This window comes from Afipia dichlorophenoxyacetatis (assembly GCF_055386385.1).
Map to the genome: position 1 here is coordinate 5,688,644 of NZ_AP029250.1, position 26,353 is coordinate 5,714,996.

Annotated in this window: 27 protein-coding genes and 1 other RNA gene; 14 read left to right on the forward strand and 14 right to left on the reverse strand. The window is 60.2% G+C overall.

All coding sequences use genetic code 11. The features are described from left to right. Positions 1-63 precede the first annotated feature (63 nt). The 4 genes from ACZ5C3_RS26675 to ACZ5C3_RS26690 all read left to right on the forward strand — a co-directional run bounded on the left by ACZ5C3_RS26675 (position 64) and on the right by ACZ5C3_RS26690 (position 3,211). Complete coding sequence (locus ACZ5C3_RS26675) at positions 64-465, forward strand: DUF423 domain-containing protein (RefSeq protein WP_464044375.1); 402 nt, start codon at positions 64-66, stop codon at positions 463-465. 75 nt (positions 466-540) lie between these two features. Further along, a complete protein-coding gene (gene argB / locus ACZ5C3_RS26680; protein ID WP_464034109.1) occupies positions 541-1,437 on the forward strand; it encodes an acetylglutamate kinase in 897 nt (298 codons plus the stop codon). Between the two features lie 17 nt (positions 1,438-1,454). Beyond that, positions 1,455-2,513 (forward strand): DUF1036 domain-containing protein, encoded by a 1,059-nt coding sequence (locus ACZ5C3_RS26685; RefSeq protein ID WP_464034110.1) that lies wholly within the window; start codon positions 1,455-1,457, stop codon positions 2,511-2,513. After that, positions 2,510-3,211 carry a pyrimidine 5'-nucleotidase gene (locus ACZ5C3_RS26690; protein WP_464034111.1) on the forward strand — a complete coding sequence of 234 codons (702 nt, stop codon included), beginning with the start codon at positions 2,510-2,512 and terminating at the stop codon, positions 3,209-3,211. The genes ACZ5C3_RS26685 and ACZ5C3_RS26690 overlap by 4 nt, the downstream gene beginning before the upstream one ends. Positions 3,212-3,244: 33 nt before the next feature. Here the strand turns inward: ACZ5C3_RS26690 and ACZ5C3_RS26695 are convergent, their stop codons facing one another. Continuing rightward, positions 3,245-4,456, reverse strand: a complete 1,212-nt coding sequence (locus ACZ5C3_RS26695) for a DNA recombination protein RmuC (protein WP_464034112.1) — start codon at positions 4,454-4,456, stop codon at positions 3,245-3,247. A gap of 173 nt (positions 4,457-4,629) precedes the next feature. Between ACZ5C3_RS26695 and def the strand changes: the two genes are divergently transcribed. From def to truA, 3 genes are all read left to right on the forward strand, one after another. Further along, positions 4,630-5,145 (forward strand): peptide deformylase, encoded by a 516-nt coding sequence (gene def / locus ACZ5C3_RS26700; RefSeq protein ID WP_464034113.1) that lies wholly within the window; start codon positions 4,630-4,632, stop codon positions 5,143-5,145. Positions 5,146-5,213: 68 nt separating this feature from the next. Further along, entirely contained in the window at positions 5,214-6,146 is a 933-nt protein-coding gene (gene fmt / locus ACZ5C3_RS26705; RefSeq protein ID WP_464034114.1) for a methionyl-tRNA formyltransferase, read from the forward strand. Further along, positions 6,146-6,883 (forward strand): tRNA pseudouridine(38-40) synthase TruA, encoded by a 738-nt coding sequence (gene truA, locus ACZ5C3_RS26710; RefSeq protein ID WP_464034115.1) that lies wholly within the window; start codon positions 6,146-6,148, stop codon positions 6,881-6,883. The genes fmt and truA overlap by 1 nt, the downstream gene beginning before the upstream one ends. On the opposite strand, the gene ACZ5C3_RS26715 is transcribed toward truA, so the two are convergent. From ACZ5C3_RS26715 to dapD, 4 genes are read right to left on the reverse strand one after another with little or no spacing between them, the layout of a single operon-like run. Continuing rightward, on the reverse strand, positions 6,880-7,260 hold the full coding sequence (locus ACZ5C3_RS26715; RefSeq protein WP_464034116.1) for a RidA family protein: 381 nt from the start codon (positions 7,258-7,260) through the stop codon (positions 6,880-6,882). The two genes, truA and ACZ5C3_RS26715, sit on opposite strands and share 4 nt — an antisense overlap. A 14-nt stretch (positions 7,261-7,274) precedes the next feature. Further along, positions 7,275-7,844: a phosphorylase family protein gene (locus ACZ5C3_RS26720; protein WP_464034117.1), complete on the reverse strand. Its 570-nt coding sequence runs from the start codon at positions 7,842-7,844 to the stop codon at positions 7,275-7,277. Between the two features lie 10 nt (positions 7,845-7,854). After that, on the reverse strand, positions 7,855-9,009 hold the full coding sequence (gene dapE, locus ACZ5C3_RS26725; RefSeq protein ID WP_464034118.1) for a succinyl-diaminopimelate desuccinylase: 1,155 nt from the start codon (positions 9,007-9,009) through the stop codon (positions 7,855-7,857). Next, positions 9,009-9,854, reverse strand: a complete 846-nt coding sequence (gene dapD, locus ACZ5C3_RS26730; RefSeq protein ID WP_464034119.1) for a 2,3,4,5-tetrahydropyridine-2,6-dicarboxylate N-succinyltransferase — start codon at positions 9,852-9,854, stop codon at positions 9,009-9,011. Before dapD ends, dapE begins: the two co-directional genes overlap by 1 nt. Before the next feature lie 157 nt (positions 9,855-10,011). Here dapD and ACZ5C3_RS26735 point away from each other — a divergent pair, with 157 nt between their 5' ends. Further along, positions 10,012-11,376 carry an AmpG family muropeptide MFS transporter gene (locus tag ACZ5C3_RS26735; protein WP_464034120.1) on the forward strand — a complete coding sequence of 455 codons (1,365 nt, stop codon included), beginning with the start codon at positions 10,012-10,014 and terminating at the stop codon, positions 11,374-11,376. Positions 11,377-11,460: 84 nt separating this feature from the next. On the opposite strand, the gene ACZ5C3_RS26740 is transcribed toward ACZ5C3_RS26735, so the two are convergent. The 5 genes from ACZ5C3_RS26740 to ffs form a co-directional block, all read right to left on the reverse strand. Then, positions 11,461-11,883, reverse strand: a complete 423-nt coding sequence (locus ACZ5C3_RS26740; protein ID WP_464034121.1) for a hypothetical protein — start codon at positions 11,881-11,883, stop codon at positions 11,461-11,463. Positions 11,884-11,906: 23 nt separating this feature from the next. Then, positions 11,907-12,512: a recombination mediator RecR gene (gene recR, locus ACZ5C3_RS26745; protein WP_464034122.1), complete on the reverse strand. Its 606-nt coding sequence runs from the start codon at positions 12,510-12,512 to the stop codon at positions 11,907-11,909. Position 12,513: 1 nt separating this feature from the next. Beyond that, on the reverse strand, positions 12,514-12,834 hold the full coding sequence (locus tag ACZ5C3_RS26750) for a YbaB/EbfC family nucleoid-associated protein (RefSeq protein ID WP_424628332.1): 321 nt from the start codon (positions 12,832-12,834) through the stop codon (positions 12,514-12,516). Positions 12,835-12,858: 24 nt separating this feature from the next. Beyond that, the gene (locus ACZ5C3_RS26755; RefSeq protein ID WP_464044376.1) at positions 12,859-14,718 is read right to left on the reverse strand and encodes a DNA polymerase III subunit gamma/tau; all 1,860 of its coding nucleotides are present in this window, start codon (positions 14,716-14,718) and stop codon (positions 12,859-12,861) included. A gap of 110 nt (positions 14,719-14,828) precedes the next feature. Then, an RNA gene (gene ffs / locus ACZ5C3_RS26760) (signal recognition particle sRNA small type) lies at positions 14,829-14,925 on the reverse strand. A gap of 160 nt (positions 14,926-15,085) precedes the next feature. Here ffs and ACZ5C3_RS26765 point away from each other — a divergent pair. The 4 genes from ACZ5C3_RS26765 to ACZ5C3_RS26780 all read left to right on the forward strand — a co-directional run bounded on the left by ACZ5C3_RS26765 (position 15,086) and on the right by ACZ5C3_RS26780 (position 18,153). Beyond that, positions 15,086-15,511 carry an HIT domain-containing protein gene (locus ACZ5C3_RS26765; RefSeq protein ID WP_464034123.1) on the forward strand — a complete coding sequence of 142 codons (426 nt, stop codon included), beginning with the start codon at positions 15,086-15,088 and terminating at the stop codon, positions 15,509-15,511. A gap of 20 nt (positions 15,512-15,531) precedes the next feature. Then, positions 15,532-16,470, forward strand: a complete 939-nt coding sequence (gene nudC, locus ACZ5C3_RS26770) for an NAD(+) diphosphatase (RefSeq protein ID WP_464034124.1) — start codon at positions 15,532-15,534, stop codon at positions 16,468-16,470. A gap of 129 nt (positions 16,471-16,599) precedes the next feature. Continuing rightward, a complete protein-coding gene (locus ACZ5C3_RS26775) occupies positions 16,600-17,553 on the forward strand; it encodes a sugar kinase (protein WP_464034125.1) in 954 nt (317 codons plus the stop codon). A gap of 87 nt (positions 17,554-17,640) precedes the next feature. Further along, complete coding sequence (locus ACZ5C3_RS26780; RefSeq protein ID WP_464034126.1) at positions 17,641-18,153, forward strand: Lrp/AsnC family transcriptional regulator; 513 nt, start codon at positions 17,641-17,643, stop codon at positions 18,151-18,153. A gap of 50 nt (positions 18,154-18,203) precedes the next feature. Here ACZ5C3_RS26780 and ACZ5C3_RS26785 read toward each other — a convergent pair whose 3' ends face one another. Next, positions 18,204-19,703, reverse strand: coding sequence for a phosphomannomutase/phosphoglucomutase (locus ACZ5C3_RS26785; protein WP_464044377.1), 1,500 nt, complete (start codon positions 19,701-19,703; stop codon positions 18,204-18,206). A 173-nt stretch (positions 19,704-19,876) separates the two neighbouring features. On the opposite strand from ACZ5C3_RS26785, the gene ACZ5C3_RS26790 reads away from it, so the two are divergent. Continuing rightward, positions 19,877-20,479, forward strand: a complete 603-nt coding sequence (locus ACZ5C3_RS26790; protein ID WP_464034128.1) for a DUF938 domain-containing protein — start codon at positions 19,877-19,879, stop codon at positions 20,477-20,479. A gap of 12 nt (positions 20,480-20,491) precedes the next feature. Here the strand turns inward: ACZ5C3_RS26790 and ACZ5C3_RS26795 are convergent, their stop codons facing one another. From ACZ5C3_RS26795 to ACZ5C3_RS26805, 3 genes are all read right to left on the reverse strand, one after another. Further along, positions 20,492-21,031 carry a TIGR02281 family clan AA aspartic protease gene (locus ACZ5C3_RS26795; RefSeq protein WP_464034129.1) on the reverse strand — a complete coding sequence of 180 codons (540 nt, stop codon included), beginning with the start codon at positions 21,029-21,031 and terminating at the stop codon, positions 20,492-20,494. 141 nt (positions 21,032-21,172) lie between these two features. Then, on the reverse strand, positions 21,173-23,644 hold the full coding sequence (gene hrpB, locus ACZ5C3_RS26800) for an ATP-dependent helicase HrpB (RefSeq protein WP_464034130.1): 2,472 nt from the start codon (positions 23,642-23,644) through the stop codon (positions 21,173-21,175). Between the two features lie 43 nt (positions 23,645-23,687). Beyond that, positions 23,688-24,995 (reverse strand): UDP-glucose dehydrogenase family protein, encoded by a 1,308-nt coding sequence (locus ACZ5C3_RS26805; protein ID WP_464034131.1) that lies wholly within the window; start codon positions 24,993-24,995, stop codon positions 23,688-23,690. Positions 24,996-25,149: 154 nt separating this feature from the next. Between ACZ5C3_RS26805 and ACZ5C3_RS26810 the strand changes: the two genes are divergently transcribed. Next, on the forward strand, positions 25,150-26,208 hold the full coding sequence (locus tag ACZ5C3_RS26810) for an acyltransferase family protein (RefSeq protein ID WP_464044378.1): 1,059 nt from the start codon (positions 25,150-25,152) through the stop codon (positions 26,206-26,208). Positions 26,209-26,353: the final 145 nt, after the last annotated feature.

The following is a 26,353-nucleotide window of genomic DNA, read 5'->3' on the forward strand; positions in this document are numbered from 1 at the left end:
ATCTGCAGGCCGCTGTTCCGGAAATCGGATAACGGAAGACAAATCATTTCAGGACAATGACACATGCGCACCGATGCTCCCCTCGCCGCTGCTGACACCGCAATCCGGCTCGCTGTGATATTGGCCGGACTGATGGGCGCTCTTGGCGTGGCTTTTGCCGCCGCTGCAGCCCATCAGCCTGACGCAACGCGGCTAGGATCGGCGTCCTCCATGCTGCTGTTTCACGCCAGCGCGGTGATTGGAGCTTCCCTTCTGGTCAGCCAAGGGCTGATTCAGCGGTATCTTGGCCTAGCCGCGACCTACGGCTTTATTTTGGGCGCTGCACTTTTCGCGGGCGACCTCGCCATGCGCCAGTATGTGGGTCACAGCCTGTTCACAATGGCCGCACCGACCGGTGGGACTTTATTGATCCTGAGCTGGCTCGTGCTCGCTGTCTCCGCGGGATGGCCGCAGCGCCGGGGCTGATCCGCGCGACAAGTGCTTTCCGCATCGGCGCCAATCGGCTAAACCGTCCTCGCCCGCCAGCGAACGAGATTCCCCATGATCGATCTGCCCAATATCAGCCCGCAAGATCAGGCCCGCATCCTCTCCGAGGCGCTGCCGCACATGCAGCAGTACGATGAGGAAACCATCGTCATCAAATATGGCGGCCACGCCATGGGCGAGGAATCCCTCGCCAAGCAATTCGCTCGCGATATCGTTTTGCTGGAGCAGACCGCGATCAACCCCGTGGTGGTTCATGGCGGCGGCCCGCAGATCGCCTCGATGCTCGCTCGGTTGGGGATTAAATCGGAATTCGCGGCTGGCCTGCGCATTACCGATGCGGCGACCATCGAGATCGTCGAGATGGTGCTGGCCGGTTCAATCAACAAGCAGATCGTCACCCACATCAATGAAGCGGGCGGCAAGGCCGTTGGCCTTTCCGGCAAGGACGGCAACATGGTAACGGCGGTTAAAGCCACCCGCACCATGGTCGACCCGGACTCGAACATCGAGAAGATCGTTGATCTCGGCTTTGTCGGCGAACCGGACACGGTCGATCTCACGCTGCTCAATCAGCTGATCGGTTACGAACTGATCCCGGTGCTTGCCCCTGTTGCAGCCTCGGCGACCGGTGAGACATTCAACGTCAATGCTGACACGTTTGCCGGCGCGGTCGCTGGTGCACTGAAGGCGAAGCGTCTGCTGCTGCTGACGGACGTGCCCGGCGTGCTCGACAAGTCCAAGAAGCTCATTCCGGAACTGTCGATCAAGGACGCTCGCAAGTTGATCGCGGATGGCACCATTTCCGGCGGCATGATCCCGAAGGTCGAAACCTGCATCTATTCGCTGGAAGCGGGCGTTGAAGGTGTCGTCATTCTTGACGGTAAGACTCCCCACGCAGTGCTGCTGGAGCTGTTCACCAACCAGGGCACCGGCACCTTGATGCACAAGTGATCTTCGGCGAAACCGCGATGAGTTTGATCGATGCCGTCATTGCGAAAGCAATGCGGCATCTATCATATTCCTATTCGCGAAATGCCGCAGCGCTGTTTGTTCTAGCTTTTGCTCAGTCCTTGGCTGCAAGCCCTGCTCATGCCGATCTGAAGATCTGCAACCGCATGAGCTATGTGGTTGAAGCCGCCATCGGGATTGACAACCAGAGCGCAACTGCCACCCGCGGCTGGTTTCGCATCGATCCCGCGCAATGCCGCGTCGTTGTACAAGGCACGCTCACAGCGGATCGTATCCTGCTTCACGCCCGCTCGCTTCCGGTCTACGGGGCGTCGCCTGTGCCGCAGAACGGCAGCGACACCCTGTGCATCGCGCCTACGGACTTCGTGATTGCAGCCGCGCGGCAGTGTCGCGGTGGTCAGAGCGCCGTGCCGTTTACAGAAATCAAGCCCAGTATCGACGACGACGGCAACCAGGTGGCTTATCTCGCCGAAGATTCCGAATACGATGATGAACAGGCACGGCTCGCCGCAATCCAGCGCCTACTGGTGATTGCCGGTTATGACGCGGCGCCGATCGACGGCGTGGATGGGCCAAAGACGCAAAATGCGCTGTCCGCATTTTTAAAAGCGCGGGGCCTCGCCGCGGACGCCCCACAGGCAGCGAACTTCTTCGACACCATGATTGCGGCCGTTGAATCGCCGTCAGCCACGGGATTGACCTGGTGCAACGACACCTCTTACCGAATCATGGCTTCGATCGGCACCGATGACGGCAAGGCGATTACCAATCGCGGCTGGTATCGCATCGAGCCTAGTAAGTGCGTGCATCCCGACGTCACGGGGCAACCGCGGAAGGTGTATAGTTTCGCTGAGGCCGTCGATACCGATGGACGCACTATCAAGCTCAACGGCCGTCCGCTGAACTGGGGCGGAACAACCACGCTCTGTACGCGCGAGACGCAATTCGAATTCACCGCCGAAAGCGATTGCGGCGCGCGCGGCCTGAACTCCAGCGGCTATGGGCAGGTAGATATCGGCCCGACCGCCGGCAAGACGCTACGATTTGGGATGCCATGATTCAAAGAGCCAAGCGGTCTTTCACCCATATCGAGACCTGGGTGTTTGATCTCGACAACACGCTGTACCCGCATCACGTGAATTTATGGCAGCAGGTCGATGTCCGTATCCGCGACTTCGTCGCGAACTTCTTGAATGTCTCAAAGGACGAAGCGTTCAAGATCCAAAAGGATTATTACCGTCGCTACGGCACCACGATGCGTGGCATGATGACCGAGCACGGCCTGCGCGCCGACGACTTTCTCGCATATGTCCACGAGATTGATCACTCCCCACTCGAACCCAATCCGGCCATGGGGTCGGCGATCGAGAAACTTCCGGGCCGCAAGCTGATCCTCACCAACGGGTCACGCGCCCATGCCGGCAAGGTGCTGGAACGGCTTGGCATCGACAGGCATTTCGAAGACGTGTTCGATATCGTTGCTGCCGAACTTGAGCCCAAGCCCGCGCGGCAAACTTATCTGCGCTTTCTCAAGCTGCATGGCGTCGATCCCGAAAAGGCAGCTATGTTCGAAGATCTCGCCCGCAATCTGGTGACACCGCACGATCTCGGCATGACCACCGTTCTCGTGGTGCCCGACGGCACCAAGAATGTCGTGCGCGAGGATTGGGAGCTTGAGGGCCGTGACGCAGCCTACGTCGATCACATCACGGACGATTTGACGGGTTTCCTGGGAACTCTCGAAGCGAAGCGCTGAGGCGCAGCACCCCACAAGCAGATAACCTGCTCTTCATTCGCCGGCTTGCAGCTTCCGTGGCGCGCGTGACTGAAACAGATCGCTCGCGGGCGGGATCGCCTGTGGTGCATCGCCTTGATCGGCGGGTTTATCGAAATCGAGTTCCTCGATCTTGGCCGCGCGCTTGCCGATCTTGTTGACCGAGATCAGCACCTGCCGAACATCTTCATTGACCTGATCAAAGTGGCTGCCGAGCTTGCTGACGCGGTCACGCAGACGCTCGACATCACCCATCATGTTGACCACTTCGGTGCGGATCTGGTCGGCGGCATCGCGCATGCGCGCGTCTTTCAAAATCTGCTGCATCACTTGAATGGCAAGCATCAGAAGTGACGGCGACACCAGCACCACGCGCGCGCGATAAGCCTTCTGGATGATGTCGTCGAAGCCATCGTGGATTTCCGCATAAACCGATTCCGAGGGCACGAACATCAATGCCGTATCCTGCGTTTCGCCGGGAATGAGATATTTGTCGGCGATGTCGGTGACGTGCTTCATCACGTCCTGACGCAGCCGTTGCGTGGCGTATTTCCGCTCTTCGTCGCTTCTGGCATCGCGGAGCGCTGTCACAGCTTCCAGCGGGAATTTCGCATCGATGCACAATGGCCGCTGGTCCGGCAGATACACCACACAGTCCGGCCGCTTCCCCGTCGACAGGGTATGCTGGAATTCGTAGCTGCCCTTCGGCATCCCGTCCTGCACGATGGCTTCCATCCGCGCCTGACCGAACGCGCCGCGCGCCTGCTTGTTGGCAAGCACGTCACGCAACGTCGTCACTTGCGTTGTCAGATCGGTGAGATTCTTGTGCGCGTTGTCGATGATGCCGAGACGTTCGTGCAGCACACGCAGCGAGTCCATGGTGTTGCGCGTGGTCTGCTCCATGGACTGACCGACCTTGTGGGTCACGGAGTCGAGCCGCTCGCTGACCGCGCGCGCCATCTCGGCCTGCCGGCCGGCCAGCGCCTGCCCCATGGCATCGACACGGCCTGCGGCCTCACTCTGCAACCGCACCATCTGGCTGAGACGTTCTTCCAGCTCGTTGGCGCGAATGGCCTGCGCCATCGCCGTCTCCGCGCCCTTCCGGCCGGAGCGCGCAATGACGATGGCAATAACCACAAGCAGCAGAAGCGCCAGCACACCGAAGACGATGAGGGCAGCCCCAGTACGAACCGGCATATCGCCGAGCATGAAAAGAATGTCGTTCATGGCGACCTTTTAGCGCGATTCGGCAACTCCAGCGAACGAATAGAGAACATTTATGGTTAACAAAGCCCTTATTTTTATGGTTAACCGCGGGTTAACGGCGCGCCTACACCTCCGCAAACGCTTCGCGAAACAAGGATTTGACCCCGGCAGGCGCTCCCATTACATCGCGCAGCATGGCTATTCGTGAAATCATCAGCTTGCCGGACAAGCGTCTGCGGCTCGTCTCTGAACCTGTCAAAGCGATCACGCCGGACATCCGCGCGCTCGCCGACGACATGCTGGAAACCATGTATGACGCGCCCGGCATCGGTCTGGCCGCCATCCAGGTGGCGGTTCCGCTGCGGCTCATCACCATGGACCTCTCCAAGAAGGAGGGGGAAAAGGAACCGCGCGTCTTCATCAATCCTGAAATCCTGTCCTCATCCGAAGAATTGTCGGTTTACGAGGAGGGCTGCCTCTCGATCCCCGAATATTACGAAGAGGTCGAGCGGCCGGCCAAGGTGCGGGTGCGCTTCATGGATCTTGATGGCAAGATTCATGAAGAAGACGCCGAGGAGCTCTACGCCACCTGCATCCAGCACGAGATCGACCACCTCAACGGCGTTCTGTTCGTGGATTATCTGTCCAAGCTCAAGCGCGACCGCGTGATGAAAAAGTTCACCAAGGCCGCCAAGTTCGCGGCGAAATAAGCGTGATCCAGAAAATCGATCCTTCGGTTTTCCAGCGAGATCATGCCTGAAATGTATTGGCCGATCGCATGCCGCTTCGTCTGATTTTCATGGGCACGCCGGATTTCGCGGTGCCGACATTGTTGGCGCTGGCGGACCACGGTCATGAGATCGTCGCCGTGTACACGCGCGCGCCGAAGCCCGCCGGCCGCGGCATGAAATTACAGGCGACGCCGGTCGAGGTTGAAGCGCGGCGGCTCGGCATCCCCGTGCTGACGCCGAAGACCTTGAAAACACCCGAGGCCGAGGCGGAATTCCGTGCTCACGATGCCGATGCTGCAGTTGTGGTCGCCTACGGCATGATCCTGCCGCGGAACATTCTCGATGCCGTGCCGCTTGGTTGTTTCAACCTGCATGCGTCGCTGTTGCCACGCTGGCGCGGCGCTGCCCCGATCAACCGCGCCATCATGGCCGGTGACGCGGAAAGCGGCGTCATGGTCATGAAGATGGATATCGGGCTCGACACCGGCGACGTCGCCATGGCCGAACGGCTCGCCATCACCGACAACATGACCGCGCAAGATCTGCATGATACGCTGGCACCACTGGGCGCCGACCTGATGGTGCGTGCGATCGGCGGGCTGGCACGCGGCGGGTTGCAATTCACCAGGCAAAGCGAGCAAGGCGTCACCTACGCAGCCAAGATCGACAAGCTTGAAGCACGGATCGATTGGACCAAGCCGGCGAACGAGGTGCTGCGCCACATCCACGGCCTCTCTCCATTTCCCGGCGCCTGGTTTGAACTGCCGCTGGAAGGTGAAGCTGTGCGCGTGAAAGTGCTGCGCTGTCAGTTCGCCAAAGGCGCGGGCGCGCCGGGCGACCTGCTCGACGATCAGCTCACCATCGCCTGCGGAGAAAACGCCGTCCGTCTGCTCGACGTGCAACGCGCCGGCAAGCAGCCGATGAAGGCGATGGAATTCCTCCGCGGCACGCCGCTGAAACCGCCGCTGCGTGTGAGCTGATGCCTCGCTACAAACTCATCATCGAATATGATGGCGCGCCGTTCTGCGGCTGGCAGTATCAGGACAATGCTCCATCCGTGCAGGGTGCGCTGGAAGCCGCTGTCACGGCAATGACGGGCGAGATGGTGCGTGTCAGCGGGGCGGGGCGCACAGATGCGGGCGTGCACGCGCTGGGACAGGTCGCACATATCGATCTGACGCGAGAGTATCGCGCGGATCGCGTGCGCGACGCACTGAACGCGCATCTGCGGCCCCATCCCATTGCAGTGCTTTCGGCCGAGATCGCACCGGAGACGTTTGACGCGCGGTTTTCCGCCATCAAGCGGCATTACGTCTATCGCATCGCCAATCGCCGCGCGAACCTTGCGCTCGGCGCGGGCCATGTCTGGCGCGTTCCAAAGACCCTCGACGTCGAAGCCATGCACGAAGCGGCGCAGGTTCTGGTCGGCAAACACGACTTCACCACGTTCCGTGACACCGAATGCCAGGCGAAGTCGCCAGACAAGACGCTGGATGCACTCGATGTGACGCGCGACGGTGAGAATGTGATCGTCACCACCTCCGCGCGCTCCTTCTTACACAGCCAGGTGCGCTCGATGGTCGGCTCGCTGGTGTGGGTCGGTCACGGACGTTGGGATGCCGATGATATGCGCGCGGCGCTGGACGCATGCGATCGTGCAGCCTGCGGGCCAGTCGCACCGCCGGATGGGCTCTATCTGGTGCAGGTAGACTATTAAGCAGCCGCAATAACTTCGATTTCGAGCAGCCACTTGCTGTCGAAGATTTCGGCGACGATCACTGTCAGAGCTGGTGCGTGGCTGCCGAGAACATCTTTCCGAACCGTGCGATTTTCCAGATTGTATCTGCGGTCGGACAGGAACGTCGTCACCTTGACGATGTTGCGCAGCCCCATATCGACGGCCTTGAGTTGAGTCTCCACATTGGCCCAGACTTGGCGGCACTGCGCCTCGAAGGTCTCGGGCACAACACCATCGGCTGATTGCGGGATCTGGCCGCTGACGAAGGCCCAGCGCCTCACATCGCTCACTTCGCAAACCTGCGCATAACCGAACGGTTGTGGAGCGTTTGCGGCGTTGACGCTGCGTCGTTCCATCACGGGCCTCGCGCTCAAGATCGGTTGATGATCTGCCGCTTCAAGATATCCCAGAACAGCTCTTCACCATCCGCGATGTTCTCGGTCCAGTGATCGGCAGCATTGTCATCCGCATCATCAGTGATGAACTTGAAGGCTCGCCATGGCACGCTGTGGCGATGGCAAACATGCGCGATGGCGAACAATTCCATGTCGACGACGTCGATATTGTTCTCCGTCAGCCACGGATCGGCGGACGTGACAAAGCTATCGCCTGTACCACAGACGACGCTGCCGTAGCCTGACGATAGGCGATCAAGGTCCTGCGAAAACGGCGTGCGCCCGCGCGGCGCCAGCGGCATCGCCATCATATCACGCTGAACGACGGCTGAGACTTCGACGAGGCCACGCAGCGACTTGGTGATCTTTCCCGCCGTACCATAATTGATGACAAGCGTCGGCTGCAGAGATGTCACCGCCAGTACGGTCGCACTGGTGGTGTTGATCTTGCCGACACCGGTATAGATCACTTCAACGCCAACCGGCGCACGTGCCTTGTCGAGCTCATCGCTGATGGCAGTTAGAACGAGAATCTTGTCGCTCATGGGCAAAGGCTCATGCGAAGTAACGTTGCAAAATACCGCGATAGATGGTCGCGAGCTTTTCAAGATCGGCGACTGGCGTCCGCTCATCGACCTGATGCATGGTCTGGCCGACCAGCCCGAACTCCAGCACCGGACAATAGTTCGTAATGAAGCGCGCGTCCGACGTGCCGCCACCGGTGTTGAGGTCCGGCTTGCGGCCTGTCACCTCTTCAATCGATGCGACCACGAGGTCAGTGAATTGTCCCGGCTGCGTCAGGAAGGCATCGGAGTTCGATGGCTCCCATGTCACATGCGCTTTGATGCGGTTGCCCGAGGCTTTCACCACGCGTTGCTCGATCAACGCCTGCAGCGATGCCCGCGTGTGGCAATCATTGTAGCGGATGTTAAAGCGCGCCCGCGCCTGCGCCGGGATCACGTTCCACGCCGGATTGCCGACATCGACCGACGTGAATTCCAGATTCGACGGCTGGAAATGATCGGTGCCCTGATCGAGTGGATCGCCACTCAACGCAGCGATCAGCGTGGCAAGATCGGGAATGGGATTAGACGCGCGATGCGGATAGGCGACATGGCCCTGCGTGCCGTCCACAATCACCGTGCCGGACTGCGATCCGCGGCGGCCAACCTTGATGCAATCGCCGATCTCGTTGACGTTGCTCGGCTCACCGAGCAGGCAATGATCGAATTTCTCGCCACGATCCGCCGCCCACTTCAACAGCTTGATGGTACCATTGACGGCAACATCTTCCTCATCGCCCGTGATCAGGAATGAGATCGAGCCCTTGGGCTTGCCATCGTTGGCGGCGAGATAGTCGAGTACCGCCGCGACGCAGCAGGCGATCCCGCCCTTCATGTCTACGGCCCCGCGGCCGTAGAGATAGCCGTCTTTCACGTCGCCGGAAAACGCGCCATGCGTCCATTTCGATTCATCGCCGGCAGGCACAACATCGGTGTGGCCGGCGAAGGTGATGTGCGGGGCTTCGGTGCCGATCCGCGCATAAAGATTGTCGATGTCAGCCGTGCCCGGCTCGCTGAAGGTGACACGATGAACGTCGAAACCCGCACCCTTCAGCAAGGTCTCAAGAACACCAAGCGCGCCCGCGTCTGCCGGCGTCACCGAAGGACAACGCAACAGGTCGCGGGCGATGGTGAGAGCGTCGGACATTAGTCGCGCAGCAGCTCGTTGATGCTCGTCTTAGAGCGGGTCCGCTCGTCAACGCGCTTGACGATCACGGCGCAGCTCAGCGACGGGCCTGGCGAGCCATCCTTGAGCGGCTTGCCCGGCATCGAACCCGGCACCACGACCGAATATTCCGGCACTTCGCCGATGAAGGTTTCGCCGGTCTCACGATCGACGATCTTGGTCGATGCACCGAGAAACACACCCATGGACAACACAGCACCCTTGCGCACGATCACGCCTTCGGCGACCTCCGAACGCGCACCGATGAAGCAATCGTCTTCAATGATCACAGGCCCAGCCTGCAGCGGCTCCAGCACGCCGCCGATGCCGACGCCGCCGGAGATGTGCACGTTCTTGCCGATCTGCGCGCAGGAGCCGACCGTCGACCAGGTGTCCACCATGGTCGATTCATCGACATAGGCGCCGAGATTGACGAATGACGGCATCAGCACGACGTTCTTAGCGATGAAGGCCGAGCGGCGCACGATAGCGCCGGGGACAGCGCGGAAACCTGCTGCGCGAAAACGATTCTCGCCCCAGCCCTCGAACTTCGACGGCACCTTGTCCCACCAGGTGGCGCCGCCGGGGCCGCCGGGAATAGCCGTCATGTCATTCAGCCGGAAGGACAGCAAAACAGCTTTCTTCAGCCATTGATGCACCTTCCACTGGCCATCAGCCTGCCGTTCTGCGACGCGAGCCTTGCCCTCATCCAGCAGTTGCAGAGCGTGGTCCACGGCCTCACGGACTTCGCCTTTGGTCCCGGAATTGACGGTATCGCGGGCATCGAAAGCGGTGTTCAGCGTGGTTTCGAGAGCGGAGAGAGACATTGCTTTTCCTTGACTATTCCTCGGACGGCTCCTGTGCAGAGCCCCAAAATTGTCAGGAAAGCTTGTCGGAATTTGATGGGTCAGTGTCAAGCAGCCGGAGCCCCCGTTTCACCCATGATGGCGGGAGAAAGAGGCTCGAATCTGCTAACACCGTGCCATGACAGCTCCTGAAACGGTGAAGGCAGCCCCACCCCGTCCCCGCGCGTCCTGGCGGGCCGCTATGGCAGTGTACCTGCAGCCGCGCGTGCTGATCGTGCTGTTTCTCGGTTTTTCCTCGGGCCTGCCGTTGGCACTGTCCGGGTCCACGCTGCTGGTGTGGATGCGGGAATCCGGTGTCGATCTCGGCACCATCGGGCTGTTTGCTCTCGTCGGCACACCGTACACGCTGAAGTTTCTCTGGGCGCCGCTGGTCGACGCGCTGCATGTGCCGCTCCTGACGCAGTGGCTGGGACGACGGCGCGGCTGGCTGGTGTTCGCGCAACTGCTGCTCATAGCGGCGATCCTTGTGCTCGCCATAACCGACCCTGCGCAATCACCCTTCTATGTTGCATTCGGTGCGCTGCTGGTGGCCACGGCTTCCGCAACACAGGACATCGTTGTCGATGCCTTTCGTGTCGAAAGCCTGCCGGAAAGCGAACAGGCCGCGGGCATGGCATCCTACGTCGCGGCCTATCGTGTCGGCATGCTCGTCTCAACAGCAGGCGCACTGTTCCTGGTCAGCGGATTTGAAGCGACAGGCCTCGCGAAATCGGCCGCATGGATGTGGGGCTATATCGCCATGGCCACGATGGTGCTGATCGGCATGATCGCATCATTGGCTGCGACCGAACCCGAGCAGTCCCGCCGCGCGGATCAGGCGACATCCGGTGAAAGTGCACTCAAGCGCGTCACCACGGCTGCTGTCGGCGCGTTCACTGAATTTCTCACCCGCAAGGATGTCTGGGCGATTCTTGCATTTGTCGTCCTGTTCAAGTTCACGGATGCGTTCTCCGGCGCGATGACGGCCCCGTTCGTGATCGATCTCGGCTTTAGCCGCAATGACTATGCCGCCATCGTCAAAGGGGTTGGTCTCGCGGCGACCCTGATCGGCGGGTTCGCCGGCGGCTTTCTGGCCCGTGCCTGGTCGCTTGAAGCTTGTCTGTGGATCGGCGGCGTCCTGCAGGCGATTTCGAACTTGTCGTTTGCCTGGCTGTCGCACGTGGGTCTCAATCAATGGGCGCTCGCGCTCGCGATCACCGCCGAGAACTTCACCGGCGCAATCGGCACAGTCATCTTCGTCGCGTATTTGTCGTCGCTGTGCCAAAGCCCGCTACACACCGCGACACAGTACGCCCTCCTGACGGCATTCGCCGCCATCGGCCGCACCTATCTGTCGTCAGGTGCGGGCTTTGTGGCGCAGGCTATCGGCTGGCCGCTGTTCTTCGTGCTCAGCGTCGTCGTCGCCATACCGAGCCTCATCCTGCTGGGATGGTTGCAGCGGCGCGGCCATTTTGCAGAACTAGTCAAAGGCCGCCAATCCTAACTGAAGCCAACTTCAAAAAGAAACTGCCGGGTCTAGGCCCGACAGCGACATTGAAATCCAGACTGCGAGAACTGCGATACGAAGCTAGTGCTTCACTACGCTCCACTTCGAGACGATGGCATCGCTAAACTGCCCGGCCTCTGCGGCGCAGGACATTTCGTCGGCCTTCAGCGAAACGCTCTTGCCGATAAAAGGCTTCAGCGCGGCAGCCTCAGCATCGCTGTTGGTTACGATCTGAAATGTCTCGGGACCGGTTTCGAGATTGCAAAGGCCCGATGGCGCCGGTAACCGGCGCGGCTCACTGGTCAGCTGATACGTGATCATCCGCTTCTTTTTCGGACCGCTGCGCATCGCGGTCAATTCTCCAGACAGCACCTCACCGGCATGAAGCGGCTTCGGTGCGGGTGGCTTGGCGGCTTGCGCGGACGCTCCCGTTGTCCCCAGGGAGATCGCGCACCACGCGGAAAGAAAACCCGCTGCGAGTTTTGCAAACAGAGATGACTTCATGCGACTTCTATTCCCAGTCATTTTTAAAACAGAGTTCGCTGCCGCATCGCAGCCGAGAGCGTACCTTCATCGAGATAGTCCAGCTCACCACCAACGGGCACGCCGTGCGCAAGTCGCGTGATTCGGACATTAGCATCCTGCAGCAGGTCTGTGATGTAGTGGGCCGTCGTCTGCCCATCGACAGTTGCGTTGAGCGCCAGAATGATTTCCGTCACCTGTGAATCGTGCGCCCGCGCCACTAGTGCATCGATGGTCAGATCCTGCGGACCAACGCCGTCGAGCGGCGACAATGTCGCGCCCAGCACGTGGTAGCGGCCGTTCGTGGCGTTGGCGCGTTCCAGCGCCCATAAATCTGAAACGTCCGCCACAACAACAATGATGGATGGATCACGCCGCGGATCTGTACAGACCGTGCATGGGTTATGCGTATCGATGTTCCCGCAAGTCTTGCACACCTGAATCTTGTCGATCGCAACCTGCAGAGCAGTCGAGAGCGGCGTCATCAGAGCTTCGCGTTTCTTGATCAGATGCAGCGCCGCGCGCCGCGCCGAACGCGGCCCAAGCCCAGGCAACCTTGCAAGTAATTGGATCAGCCGTTCAATCTCAGGACCGGCAACCGAAGTAGCCATATTAGCCGAGACCCAACCCTGGCGGCAGACCGAGCCCACCCGTCAGCGACTGCATTTTTTCCTGCATCGCCGTCTCTGCCTTGCGGCGTGCATCGCCATGCGCCGTCACCAGCAGATCCTCGAGGATCTCGCGTTCTTCGGCCTTCATCAGCGACGGATCGATCTTGATCCCCTTCACTTCCATCTTCGCAGTCATGCGAACAGTGACGAGCCCGCCGCCGGACACGCCTTCGACCTCGACGTGTTCGAGTTCGTCCTGCATCGCCTTCATCTTCGATTGAAGCTGGGCGGCCTGCTTCATCATGCCGAGAAAATCAGCCATGAGTCATTCCTCTTTGAAATCGAGTTAAAGTTCGTCGTCTTCAATCGGCTCGACGGGATCTTCGCCAGTCGGCTCGCTCGCGGGTTCCGGCGCCAATCTGCGCACATCCACTAACTGCGCGCCGGGGAATCTCGCGAACACCGCCTGCACGCGAGGATCGGCATGCACGCCTTCCCTGAGCTGCTCTTTTGCCACCAGCGCCTGTGAACGCAGTGTCGGCTGCCCCTCCTCGTTGGACACAACGATCGTCCAGCGACGACCGGTCCAGAATTCGAGCTTGCGCGACAGATCGTTGATCACGGAGCGCGCAGCGCTACGCTCAAGCGCGACTTCGAGCTTTCCGTCTTCCATGCGCACAAGGCGCATATCAGCCTCAAGCGCGGATTTGAGCTGCAGATCGCGCTTCTCGCCCGTAAGGGCGACCAGTTCAGCGAACGTTGTTATCCGCCGCTGCGGCTGCGCAGGCGTTGCTTCAGCGGGCACAGGCACGCTCATCCGCGGACGGTTCAATGCTTCACCGCCGGGCCGCGCGCCCGAAGCCACTGCTCGTACAGGCGAGCCATGGCTCACAACCGGTGCCATCGACACCATGCCACGCGGCGCGCCATTGCCGCCGCCGTTTCCACCGACCACAGGCGATGAACCACCGCCCGCATCGATCATCCTGATCGCCTCATCCGGTGTCGGAAGGTCAGCGACATAAGCGATGCGCACCAGCACCATTTCCGCGGCAGCTTGCGGACGCGTCGCAGCCTGCACTTCCGCGATGCCCTTCAGCAGCATCTGCCACATCCGCGACAGCACTCGCATGGAAAGCTTGGCCGCAAAATCACGCCCACGGACACGTTCGGTTTCGCCGAGCGCCAGATTATCGGCCGTGGCCGGCACGACCTTCACGCGGGTGACGAAATTCACGAACTCGGCAAGGTCGCTCAGCACCACGACCGGATCGGCGCCAGTGTCGTACTGCTCACGAAATTCCTTGAAGGCAGCAGCGATATCGCCGCTGGCCAACGACTGAAATAAATCGATGACGCGGGTGCAATCGGCAAGACCCAGCATCTGCCGGACGTCTTCAGCGCGGACAACGCCAGCCGCATGCGCAATCGCCTGGTCGAGCAGCGACAACGAATCGCGCACCGAACCTTCCGCCGCACGTGCGATCAGCCCCAGCGCCTCGGGCTCGGCCTTCACGCCCTCCTTGTCGGAGATATTGGCGAGGTGCGCCATCAGCACGTCAGAATCCACGCGCCGCAGATCGAACCGCTGGCAGCGCGACAACACCGTGACCGGCACTTTACGAATTTCGGTCGTGGCGAAAACGAACTTGGCGTGCTCTGGCGGCTCTTCCAGCGTCTTCAGGAAGGCGTTGAACGCCTTCTCCGAGAGCATATGCACTTCGTCGATGATGTAGACTTTGTAGCGCGCGCTCGACGGCGCATAGCGGACGCCGTCGGTGATCTGGCGCACGTCGTCGATACCGGTATGCGACGCCGCGTCCATTTCGAGAATATCGATATGCCGGCTTTCCATGATCGCCTGACAATGGGTCCCCATCGTCGGCATATGGATGGTCGGCCCCTTCACCGAACCATCCGGCAACTCGTAGTTCAGCGCACGGGCCAAGATGCGCGCGGTCGTGGTTTTCCCCACGCCGCGAACGCCCGTGAGAATCCAAGCCTGGGGAATTCGTCCGGCCTCGAACGAATTCGAGACGGTGCGGACCATGGCCTCCTGGCCAATCAGATCGTCGAATGTCGATGGGCGATATTTACGCGCCAGGACTCGGTAGCCCGTCTTGGCATTTGCGGAACCGGATGCGCCGCCGAGCGCGAAACCCGCCTGATCGGCTTGGGTCACGGCGGAAATGTCAGCATCGGTCATCGATTGATCCGCGAAAATCTCATCAAGGGGTGTCTAGCGGAGAGTCCGGTGCCCGGAATCCCGGAGCGCCCGCACGCATTGCACCGATCCGAGCACGTCGGATAGAAGAGGTAGGAGACTGACGAGCGACCCGATCCGGACCTCGTTAGGGCTGCTTCCTTCCGGACCTGACCCGGTTGGCGAGTGGCTCGTCCACCGCCAATCTCCCGGCCCCTATTTGGGGCCAAAGCGGCCGGAAAGCAAGCGTGGTATTCCGCCATGAAAAGGCTCCCGATCAATAATTTGCGCGAATTTTGACCGTGAAAGCGGTAACAACGGACGCCTAATACGCGCTAGGTTGAACCTATCAAAACCTTACGGAATTCTGATGGCTGCCGACGTTCCTGCCTGGTCGCTCAATCCCCAGCTTGAAAAAGACACGATCAATATCGGCGACCTCCCGCTGTCCCGCGTGCTTGTCATCAAGGACGCAAATTATCCTTGGCTGCTGCTGGTTCCACGCCGCGCAGACACCGTTGAGATCATCGACCTCAGCGAGGTCGAACAGGCGCAGTTGACGACCGAGATCAACCGCGTCGCGCGCGCGCTCCAGGACATCACCAAACCCGACAAGCTGAACATTGCCGCGCTAGGGAATGTCGTCCCGCAATTGCACATTCATATCATCGCCCGCCGCTCCAGCGACGCGGCCTGGCCTCGGCCGGTCTGGGGTGTCGTCCCGCCGCTTGCCCACGACCCACAGGAAGTGGAAGCCTTCATCAGTGCCCTGCGCCGCAAGATCTGGTTGACCTGACCTTTAGAGCTCAAAAAAACATGACGTTAAACGACTCCTTTCCGCTCGGACAGCCGGGCTTCGTCTCCCATCCGATCGATCGCGCCGCGCATCTCCGCGGCAATGACGAAAAACTGTACGCAATGGAAACCCATCGCGACGCGCGGGCGTATGTGATCCATCGCGATTCGTTGCTGATGACACACGGTGCCGACGGACCGCGCGCGCTGCTGACATTGGATGAAGCCCGTAAGTTTGGCGCCAATCCGGGCACAATTTTTCTCGGCCTGAAAGATGGTGCCGCCATTTTCGGCATGGGCATCAGCGCGACCGCCGCTGAAGCATTGATGGGGCGTAGCGACGTCGGCGTGGAAAATCTGCGCGCGGTCGCGGCAAGCGGCGCAGTCGCAGCACGCGAACTATCGACCATTGCCATGGCGAAATCCCTCGTCAGCTGGCATCAACGTCACGGCTTTTGCGCCAATTGCGGCACACGCACCTCGATGACCCAGGGCGGGTGGAAGCGTGACTGTCCGAGTTGCAAGGTAGAACACTTTCCGCGCACGGATCCTGTGGTCATCATGCTGGTGACGTCAGGTGACAAATGCCTGCTCGGGCGTCAGTCGCAATTCCCGCCGTCGATGTGGTCGTGTCTTGCAGGCTTTGTTGAAGCCGCAGAGACTATCGAAGATGCTGTTCGCCGTGAGATTCTGGAAGAATCCAACATCCAGTGTACGGATGTGCGTTACTACATGACGCAGCCGTGGCCTTATCCATCGTCACTGATGGTCGGATGCACGGCACGCGCCACCACGACCGATATCATCGTCGACAAAACCGAACTGGAAGATGCACGCTGGTTCAGTCGCGACGAAGCTGTTGCCATGCTCAAGAGGGAGCATCCGCAGGGGCTGACAGGGCCACATCCGGTCGCAATCGCGCATCATCTGCTGGCAAACTGGATCGCCCAAACCACATGATTTTCAGCGGTTCCTCAGCAGGAGGAACCGCCCTGCTCCGTTGATTGCTCCGGCGCTACACGGGATTTCGCGCCGGAGATTGCAGCTCAGCTATGTTGAGCCGGCGTACATTGCGCGAGGAAGTCGCTTATGGAATCTCCGTCCCCGCCGCCGAAGAAGCCATTGCGAATTCTGTGCATCGGCATGCCGGTGCGCGACCTGATTTTCCGTGTCGACGACGTGCCGGCACGTGGCATGAAAAAGCGTGCAGCGCATTTCACCGAATTGACCGGCGGCAATGCGCTGAACGCCGCCGTTGCGATCTCGCGGCTCGGCGGCCGGGTCCGAATGTCGGGCCCGATGGGGCACGCGGGAGAGAAAACCACCGCGCACATGTTTGACGACATGACGCGCGAGGGGATCGAGAGCGCCCTGGTTCACATGCCGAGCCTCGTCACACCGATTTCCAGCATCATGATCGACCCGAGCGGCGAGCGCACCATCGTGACGTATCGCGACCCCGAATTGTGGAAGGTCAAGCTGCCGGACGCTAAAACGTTGCTGAAGGACTGCGACGCCATCCTGACTGAAAATCGCTGCGCGGAATTCGTCACCGGTCTCTGCGTCGAGGCCCGCAACCGCGACATCCCGGTAATCCTTGATGCCGACCGCGTCATGTCGCTGAGTGAAGGCCTACTGGTGGCGTCCAGCCACATCATCTTTTCGGCGGAGGCGTTGCACGCAACGGCAGGAATCACTGATGACACTGAAGCGTTGCGCAAGGTTGCAGACCTGACGCCGGGCTTCCTTGCCGTCACCAATGGAGCGCAAGGCACGCTGTGGCTCGACGACCAACGGCAGCCGCATCACGTGCCATCGTTTCCGGTTCAGACCGTCGATACCCTGGGCGCCGGCGACGTGTTCCACGGCGCCTTCGCGCTCGCCATCGCCGAGGGAAAGCCGATCCAGGCCGCCATGCGGTTCGCCTCAGCAGCGGCTGCACTCAAGTGTACCCGCCACGGCGGAGCCTTTGCCTCCCCGCAACGCGCTGAAGTTGAAAGACTTTTGGCCGAATCGCCTGCGCTCAAACTGGCAGGAGAATAGCTCTAAGGACGACCTGAAGAGCTTGCATGAGAAGATTTTTCTATATATTAGGGGTCAAAGCCTCCATTATGGAAGAAAGTTCTTTTTATGACCGACGTCGCCGCCCCGACAGCCGCTGAGACCAACCGCCGCCTCGATGCCATCGACCGCAAGATCCTGACCGTGCTGCAGGACGACGCCTCCCTGTCAGTCGCGGAGATCGGCGATCGCGTCGGCCTGTCGTCGACCCCCTGCTGGAAGCGCATCCAGCGCATGGAAGCCGAAGGCATCATCCTTCGCCGCGTCGCCCTCGTCGATCAGAACAAGATCGGCCTCGGGATCACGGTGTTCGTTTCGGTGGAGAGCGGCGACCACTCCGACGCCTGGCTGAAGAAATTTGCAGACGCCGTCAGCGCTATGCCAGAGGTCATGGAATTCTATCGGATGGCCGGCGATGTCGATTACATGCTGCGAGTCGTCGTGGCAGATATGCAGAGCTATGACGTGTTCTACAAAAAGCTGATCAGCGCCGTCTCACTCAAGAACGTGACTTCGCGCTTCGCGATGGAAAAGATCAAATCTGTCACCGCGCTCCCGGTGCCGGCCGCAAGCGCGGCATGATCTCCGCTTGTCTATAAAATTAGCCCCGCTGCGGAAGCGGGGCTAAAAGGTCAGATTTTCTGATTGTACTCGCCGACTTCAGGATGGGTGCGCAGCACCGAATCCATCGCCTCGAACATGTCGCGCATGCGCTGTTCGGAGACCGGACTTTCGACCACAACGACCAGCTCTGGCTTGTTTGACGACGCGCGGACAAGGCCCCAGCTGCCGTCTTCGCAGGTGACGCGGACGCCATTGACCGTGACAAGATCGCGGACCGGCTGACCGGCGACCTTACCGCCTTTCGCTTTCACATCCTCGAAATGTTTCACCACCTGATCGACGATGCCGTACTTTACTTCGTCGGCGCAGTGAGGCGACATGGTCGGCGACGACCATGTCTTCGGCAGCGCGTTCTTGAGATCCGACATCTTCTTGCCACCTGCGCGATCGAGCATTTCACAGATGGCAATGGCTGACACGAGACCATCGTCATAGCCGCGCCCGACTGGCGAATTGAAGAAGAAGTGACCTGACTTCTCGAAGCCCGCCAACGCCTTCAATTCATTGGTGCGGCGCTTCATATAGGAATGCCCGGTCTTCCAGTAGGTCGTATGCGCGCCCTGCTTCTGCAGCACGGGATCCGTCACGAAGAGACCGGTCGACTTCACGTCGACCACGAATTGCGCGTTCTTGTGGATCGCGGACATATCGCGCGCCAGCATGACACCGACCTTGTCCGCGAAGATTTCCTCGCCAGTGTTATCGACAACGCCGCAGCGATCACCGTCGCCATCGAAACCGAGACCAACATCCGCCTTGTGTTCAAGGACTGCATCGCGAATCGCGTGCAGCATTTCGAGATCTTCCGGATTGGGATTGTATTTCGGGAAGGTGTAATCAAGCTCGGTATCGAGCGGGATCACCTCGCAGCCGATCGCTTCCATGACCTTGGGTGCGAAAGCGCCCGCGGTCCCATTGCCGCAAGCCACGACAACTTTCAGCTTGCGCTTCAGTTTCGGCCGGTCGGTCAGGTCGGCGATATAGCGCGACGGAAAATTCTCCACGAACTGATACGCGCCGGCCGGCTTCAACTTGAAGTCCGCATTCAGCACGATTTCCTTCAGCCGCGTCATTTCGTCCGGACCAAAGGTCAACGGACGATTCGCACCCATCTTCACACCGGTCCAGCCATTATCGTTATGGGACGCCGTCACCATCGCGACGCACGGGACGTCGAGGTCGAACTGCGCGAAATACGCCATGGGCGTGACCGCGAGGCCGATGTCGTGCACCTTGCAGCCGGAAGCCAACAGGCCCGAAATCAGCGCATATTTGATCGACGCCGAATAGCCGCGGAAGTCGTGTCCAGTCACGATTTCCTGCTTTGCACCAAGTTCGCCGATCAGGGTACCGAGCCCCATGCCCAGCGCCTGAATGCCCATCAGGTTGATTTCCTTGCCGAACAGCCACCGCGCGTCGTACTCGCGGAAGCCCGTTGCCTTCACCATCGGCTCGGATTCGTAGGCATAGGTGTTCGGGAAGAGTTCGGGCTTCGGCTTCGGAAACATTCAAAGGCCTCGTGAAAAGGAAAATGTTCAATCCAGCAGCCATAGCGAATGCGATGAACCGTGGAAAGGCGGGAGTCACACTTTGGCGACGAATTACGGCATATTGGCAGCGTTGATCCAGTGTGGGCGTTCAGAAGTTCGCCCGAACACTAGAATGGCACAAGCGAGGAACCATGACCGACCATCGTCTTCAAGCACCTGCTACGGAGCGTAACCGTGAGCCCATTTTAGATGTGCTGCGCGGGGTCTTGCCGGCATCGGGCGTTGTGCTGGAAATTGCCAGCGGCTCTGGACAACATGTAGCGTATTTCGCGCAGCACTTCCCTCACCTGACCTTTCAGCCATCCGATCCAGATGCTGCCGCACTCCAAAGCATCCCGGTGTGGACACATGACGCGGGTGTGACCAATGTGTTGCTGCCCGTCATGCTGGACGCGGCATCCAATAACTGGCCGCTCGAAAGTGCCGATGCGATCATCTGCATCAACATGATTCATATCTCGCCGTGGCGAGCGTGCGAAGGACTTCTTCGGGGAGCCGGAAGACTTCTGCGTCCGGGATCTCCGCTCTATCTGTACGGTCCCTATCGACGCGCTGACGTCGTGACGGCACCGAGCAATGACGCATTCGATGCAGCCTTGCGAGAGCGCAATGCCGAATGGGGCCTTCGAGACTTGGAAGCGGTTGTGAAGTTGGCGGCGGCGGAGGGCTTTTCGGCCCCGGTGATTACGGAGATGCCTGCGAACAATCTGAGCGTGGTGTTTCGACGCAGCTGAGATCGCTGAGACTTATTGCTCCATCACCAACTTGCCATCGGCGAATTCAAAGCGCTTGAGCTTCGACAGGAACGAAAGTCCGAGCAAGTTCTCTGACAGTGCCTCGTCAGGGAGCACCATGGCATCCACGTCTCGCACGATGAGTCCGCCGATATCGACCATCGCAAGCCGCATACGCGCAGCCTTGATCTTGCCATTGGCCGTGGACACCACCGTCGTGTACGCGTTGGGGGATGGACGCACCCCGATCTGTGCCGCGGACCGCTCATTAAGTGCAATTACGGATGCTCCGGTGTCGACCATGAAGTCGATACGCTGCCCATCAATGCGGCCATCGGTTTGAAAGTGACCGCGCCTGTCGCGGGGAATCACAAGGCTGCGTCCGCTGGCAATACCAACCGTCTGCGGCTGGACCGATGCAAAAGAATCGACGGACTTCGAGCCTTCGATTGCTTTCGCCTGTGCGGCGTCGGACGACATCTTGTCCGCCATCTGGCCCATAAAGGTGCCTATCACGATGAGGACGACCGCAAAGATCATAATGCTACGCATCACGCCACGCCTGCTTTTGACGAGCCCAACTCACCAGACCATACCGGGCTGGAAGTTGGGCCTAACCGCACCAGCAAAGATCGCTTTTTCCGAGAAAAGGGTGATTGAAACGTTAACGCTTCCGAAAACGCATGTCCGAAGTCAGGTTCCGCGCGGTTTGACGCGACGCGTCGGCATCGCAGTGGCCGGATCTTCAGGCCAGGGATGACGCGGATACCTCCCGCGCAGATCGGAGCGTACCGCGGCGTAACTGCCGCGCCAGAAACCCGGCAAATCTCGCGTGACCTGCACCGGCCGATGGGCCGGTGATAGCAGCTCCAGCACCAGCGGAATTTTTCCCTTCGCAATCGACGGATGCACGTTGAGGCCGAACAGTTCCTGCAGACGTACTGCGATGGTCGGCCCTTGCTCCGCTTCATAATCGATCGGTAGGGACGTACCCGTCGGCGCTTCAAAGTGTGTCGGCGCCTCACGGTCGAGCCGCGAACGCAGCTCCCACGGCAGCAGACCCATCAAGGCATCGGACAAATCGCCCGCAGAAATATCTGCGAGCGATGTCTTGCCAAATAATGCAGGCACGAGCCAATCGTCACGCGTCTCCGCAAGTGCCTTGTCTGACAGATCCGGCCACTCGTCCGGAGATGCTGCGCGCAGGAACATAATGCGGTCACGCCATTGCTTCAACGGCTTCGACCAGGGCAACCGATTGAGCCCCGCGGCAACTACACCATCCGCGAACACCTTGGCCGCTTCAGGCGACGGCGTGATCGCAAGAGGCTGCTCGGACAGCGTGATCGCATGAAGCTTCCTGCGCCGCCGGGCGCGCAACGCCATCGCAGGTTTGTCAAACGTGATCTCATCTGCGACTTCGATGTGCGCGTAGAACTCAGCTTCGATGTCCTGCTGCGTGATCGGCGCGGCGAGCAGGATGCGGCCGTTCGCGGCAGTACCGGTCAATTCTGCGACAGCAATATACGGCGCGCGAGCCAGTGCCGAAGTCTGGTCCATGCTGGCCCCGCGTCCGTTGGCAAGCAGGAAAGAACCATTGCCGCGATTGCGCGCGACACGATCGGGAAACGCGAGCGCGAGCATGACGCCTGTGGAGAGCGATTCGCCCTCAGGCCCCTTCGGCGCGATGTCGGCAACTTGTTCTGCCCAGCGCTGCGCCAACTGCCGCGCACTGGATGCGCGCTGCGAACGATCACGACGGAAATTGTCGAGACGTGCATCCAGATCGACACTATCTCCGCCAAGGCCGCGTTCAGTCAGAATCGCCGCGATCAGCGCCGCCTCTTCACCGGAACTCAGACGATTGGAATCGACGATCATACGCGCCAGCCGCGGCGGCAGGGCCAATGCCCGCAGACTGTTGCCTTCGCTGGTGATGCGGCCATCGTCGTCCAGCGCATCCAGTTCGCGCAGCAAAGCGCGCGCCTCTGTCAACGCTGGCACCGGCGGCGGATCGAGAAATGTCAGCGATGCCGGATCACTGGCTCCCCAATGTGCGAGATCAAGCACCAGCGACGACAGATCGGCCGATAAAATCTCCGGCCGTGTGTAGGCATCAAGCGAGGTTGTCTGCGGCTCGTCCCACAGACGATAGCAAACACCCGGCTCTGTGCGGCCAGCGCGACCACGACGCTGATCCACCGCCGCACGCGACGCGCGGACTGTTTCGAGACGTGTGAGACCAATGTCGGGTTCATAGCGTGGCACGCGCGCCATCCCGGAATCCACCACAATCCGCACGCCTTCGATGGTGAGCGAGGTCTCGGCGATGGATGTCGCAAGCACGACCTTGCGCTGTCCTTTTGGCGCCGGTGCAATGGCGCGGTCCTGCACACCTGCTTCCAATGCACCGAACAACGGCACGATTTCCGTGTTTGGATCGCTCAGACGCTCGCTGAGCGCATTTTGCGTGCGGCGGATTTCCGCAGCACCTGGCAGAAACGCCAGCACCGAACCGCCATCGGCCCGCAACGCGGTCGCGATAACGTCCGCCATCTGCCGCTCGACAGGCACGTCCGGCTTGCGGCCGACATAGCGCGTCTCGACGGGAAAAGCCCGGCCTTCACTTTCAACCACCGGCGCATCGCCAAGCAACTTCGCTACGCGCGCACCGTCGAGTGTTGCCGACATCACCAGGATTCGCAAATCCTCGCGCAATCCCTGCTGAGCGTCGCGCGCCAGCGCCAGACCAAGATCGGCATCAAGCGAGCGCTCATGGAATTCGTCAAACAAAACCGCGGCAACGCCGGCCAGTTCTGGATCATCCAAAATCTGCCGCGAGAAAATGCCTTCGGTCACGACCTCGATGCGCGTCTTGCGCGATACCTTGGAGCCGAAGCGCACACGATAGCCGACCGTGTCGCCGACCTTTTCGCCCAGCGTCTGCGCCATTCGCTCCGCAGCTGCGCGCGCCGCGATCCGGCGCGGCTCCAGCACGATAATCTTTTTGCCGTTCGACCATGCAGCCTCCAGCAATGCCAGAGGCACGCGCGTGGTCTTGCCCGCACCGGGCGGCGCGACAAGCACGGCCGTGCTGCTGCGGGCGAGTGTGGTCGTCAGATCAGCGAGAACGGCGTCAATCGGAAGCGGCGAGTCAAACTTCATGACTCGCTTCATAGCCGCTCAGCCGGGGTCCGGGAAGGAGAAGCTAGGCGCCCCGCCCGACGCTGTCGTAGACGAAGCCCAGCTCTTCCATCTCATCGCGCCGATAGATGTTACGCAGATCGACAATGACGGGACTTTTCATTTCGCGCTTCAGGCGCGCGAGATCGAGCGCTCGGAATTGCACCCACTCGGTGACAATGACCAGCGCATCAGCGTCTTTCGCGCACGCGTAAGGATCTTCACAGTAGAAGATATCGGGTAATTCGTGCTTCGCCTGATCCATTCCGACTGGATCATAGGCCCGCACCTGCGCGCCATGATCGAGCAACCCGGTCACCAATGGAATCGACGGTGCCTCGCGCATGTCGTCGGTTTCAGGTTTGAAGGTCAGCCCCAACACACCGATGGTCTTGCCACGAAGATTGCCACCAACCGCAGCAGCAACCTTGCGTGACATCGCCCGCTTCCGGTTGTCATTCACTGCGAGCACCGCCTCAACAATGCGCAGCGGAACATCGTGATCAAGGGCAGTCTTCACCAGCGCGCGGGTGTCCTTGGGAAAACACGACCCGCCGAAGCCGGGACCCGCATTGAGGAATTTCGTGCCGATGCGATTATCGAGGCCAATCCCGCGCGCAACCTCCTGCACATCCGCGCCGACTTTCTCGGAGAGGTCCGCGATCTCGTTGATGAAAGTGATCTTGGTCGCGAGAAATGCGTTTGCCGCATATTTGATCAGCTCGGCGGTACGCCGCTCGGTGTACATGATCGGCGCCTGGTTGAGATATAGGGGCCGATAGACTTCGCCCATGACTTTACGAGCACGTTCATCGTCCGTGCCAACCACAATGCGGTCCGGATGCTTGAAGTCGCGGATTGCCGCGCCCTCGCGCAGAAACTCAGGATTGGATGCCACGGCAACATCCGCTGCTGGATTGGTTTCGCGGATCAGGCGCTCCACTTCATCACCGGTGCCGACCGGCACGGTGGACTTCGTGACAACGACCGTAAAACCCTGCAGCGCCTTGGCGATGTCGCGCGCCGCCGCATGCACGTAGCTGAGGTCAGCATGACCATCGCCGCGACGTGACGGCGTGCCGACTGCGATGAACACCGCATCAGCCTTGCCGACTGGGCCAGCAAGATCCGTAGTAAAATCGAGGCGTCCCGCCTTCACCGAGGTTGCGACTAGGCGATCCAAATCCGGTTCGAAGATCGGGATTTCGCCGCGGTTCAACGCGGCGATCTTGCCAGCATCGGTATCAACGCATGTCACGCGATGACCGAAGTCCGCGAAACAAGCCCCCGAAACCAACCCCACGTAACCCGTGCCGATCATGGCAATTCGCATGAAGACCCCTACTCAGAGATAATTAACCATCCAGCGTATTCACGCGCCTTTTAGCCCGATTCCGGGGAAAGCAGGCACATCATTTGAATGAATAAAGGAGAATGAAACGCCTGCGTCCAATGATAGGGCGAATTTGGACCGAAACGAGACACCCATGAATAATAACGGCACATCAGCTACCCGCTTGTCGCCTGTCTCAGAGCGAGTTGACTGGGTCGACTATGCCAAAGGCATATGCATCGTGATGGTCGTGATGATGCATTCGACATTGGGCGTCGAGGCCGCGGCGGGCAAGCATGGTTTCATGCATCTTGTGGTGGAGTTCGCAAAGCCGTTCCGGATGCCGGATTTCTTCCTGATTTCAGGCCTGTTTCTAGCGCGCGTGATCAATCGCGACTGGCGTACTTACCTGGACCGCAAGGTGGTCCACTTTGCTTACTTCTACGTGCTGTGGCTGACGATCCAATTCGCCATCAAGGCTCCCAGCATGGCCGCCGAGCAAGGCTGGCCGTATGTCGGTGTCATGTATTTGCAATCTTTCATCGAACCGTTCGGCACGCTCTGGTTCATCTGGATGCTGCCCGTGTTCTTCGTTCTGACCAAGGCCACCCAGCGAGTGCCCTCGGCTCTGATCTGGGTCGCGGCGGCTGCACTTGAAATGGCGCACATCTCGACGGGATGGACCGCGATCGACGAATTCGCAGCGCGCTTCGTCTACTTCTATTCCGGCTATCTGTTCGCAACGTATGTTTTTACATTGGCGAATCGCGCCAGTATTTATCCGGGCCTTGCTTTGGCCGGCCTCGCCGCATGGGCGACCATCAACACGCTGCTCGTCTTCAGCGGCGTCTCAGAGCTGCCCGGCATTTCACTGATGCTCGGCTTCGCCGGCGCCTGCGCCATCATCACCATCGGCGTGCTGCTCGCCCGTGCCAACTGGCTCAGCGCGCTACGCTATTGCGGTGAGCACTCCATCGTCATCTATCTGGCCTTTTTCCTGCCGATGGCCACCTCCCGCGCTCTGTTGCTCAAAACCAACATCATTCCAGACCTTGGGCTGGTTTCGATTATTGTCACGACCGCCGGCGTGCTCGGTGCGCTCGTGATGTGGTGGGGCGCCAAACGGGTCGGGCTGAACTTCCTGTTCGAACGACCGGACACCTTCTGGATCGCTCCGAAACAGCGCGCCGTGCAGCTTCAGGCCGCAGAATAGCCGAACGGGCTCTGGACTCAGTCCTAAACCCTCCTCGGCAAGGTTCCTCGAAAAATTCAGACCAAGCGTGTCTCCGCCCTGTGCGGGGACGCTGCGGTTAGGCGAAAACACCGAACATTTCGGTGCGCATCTGCCATGCGGAGGG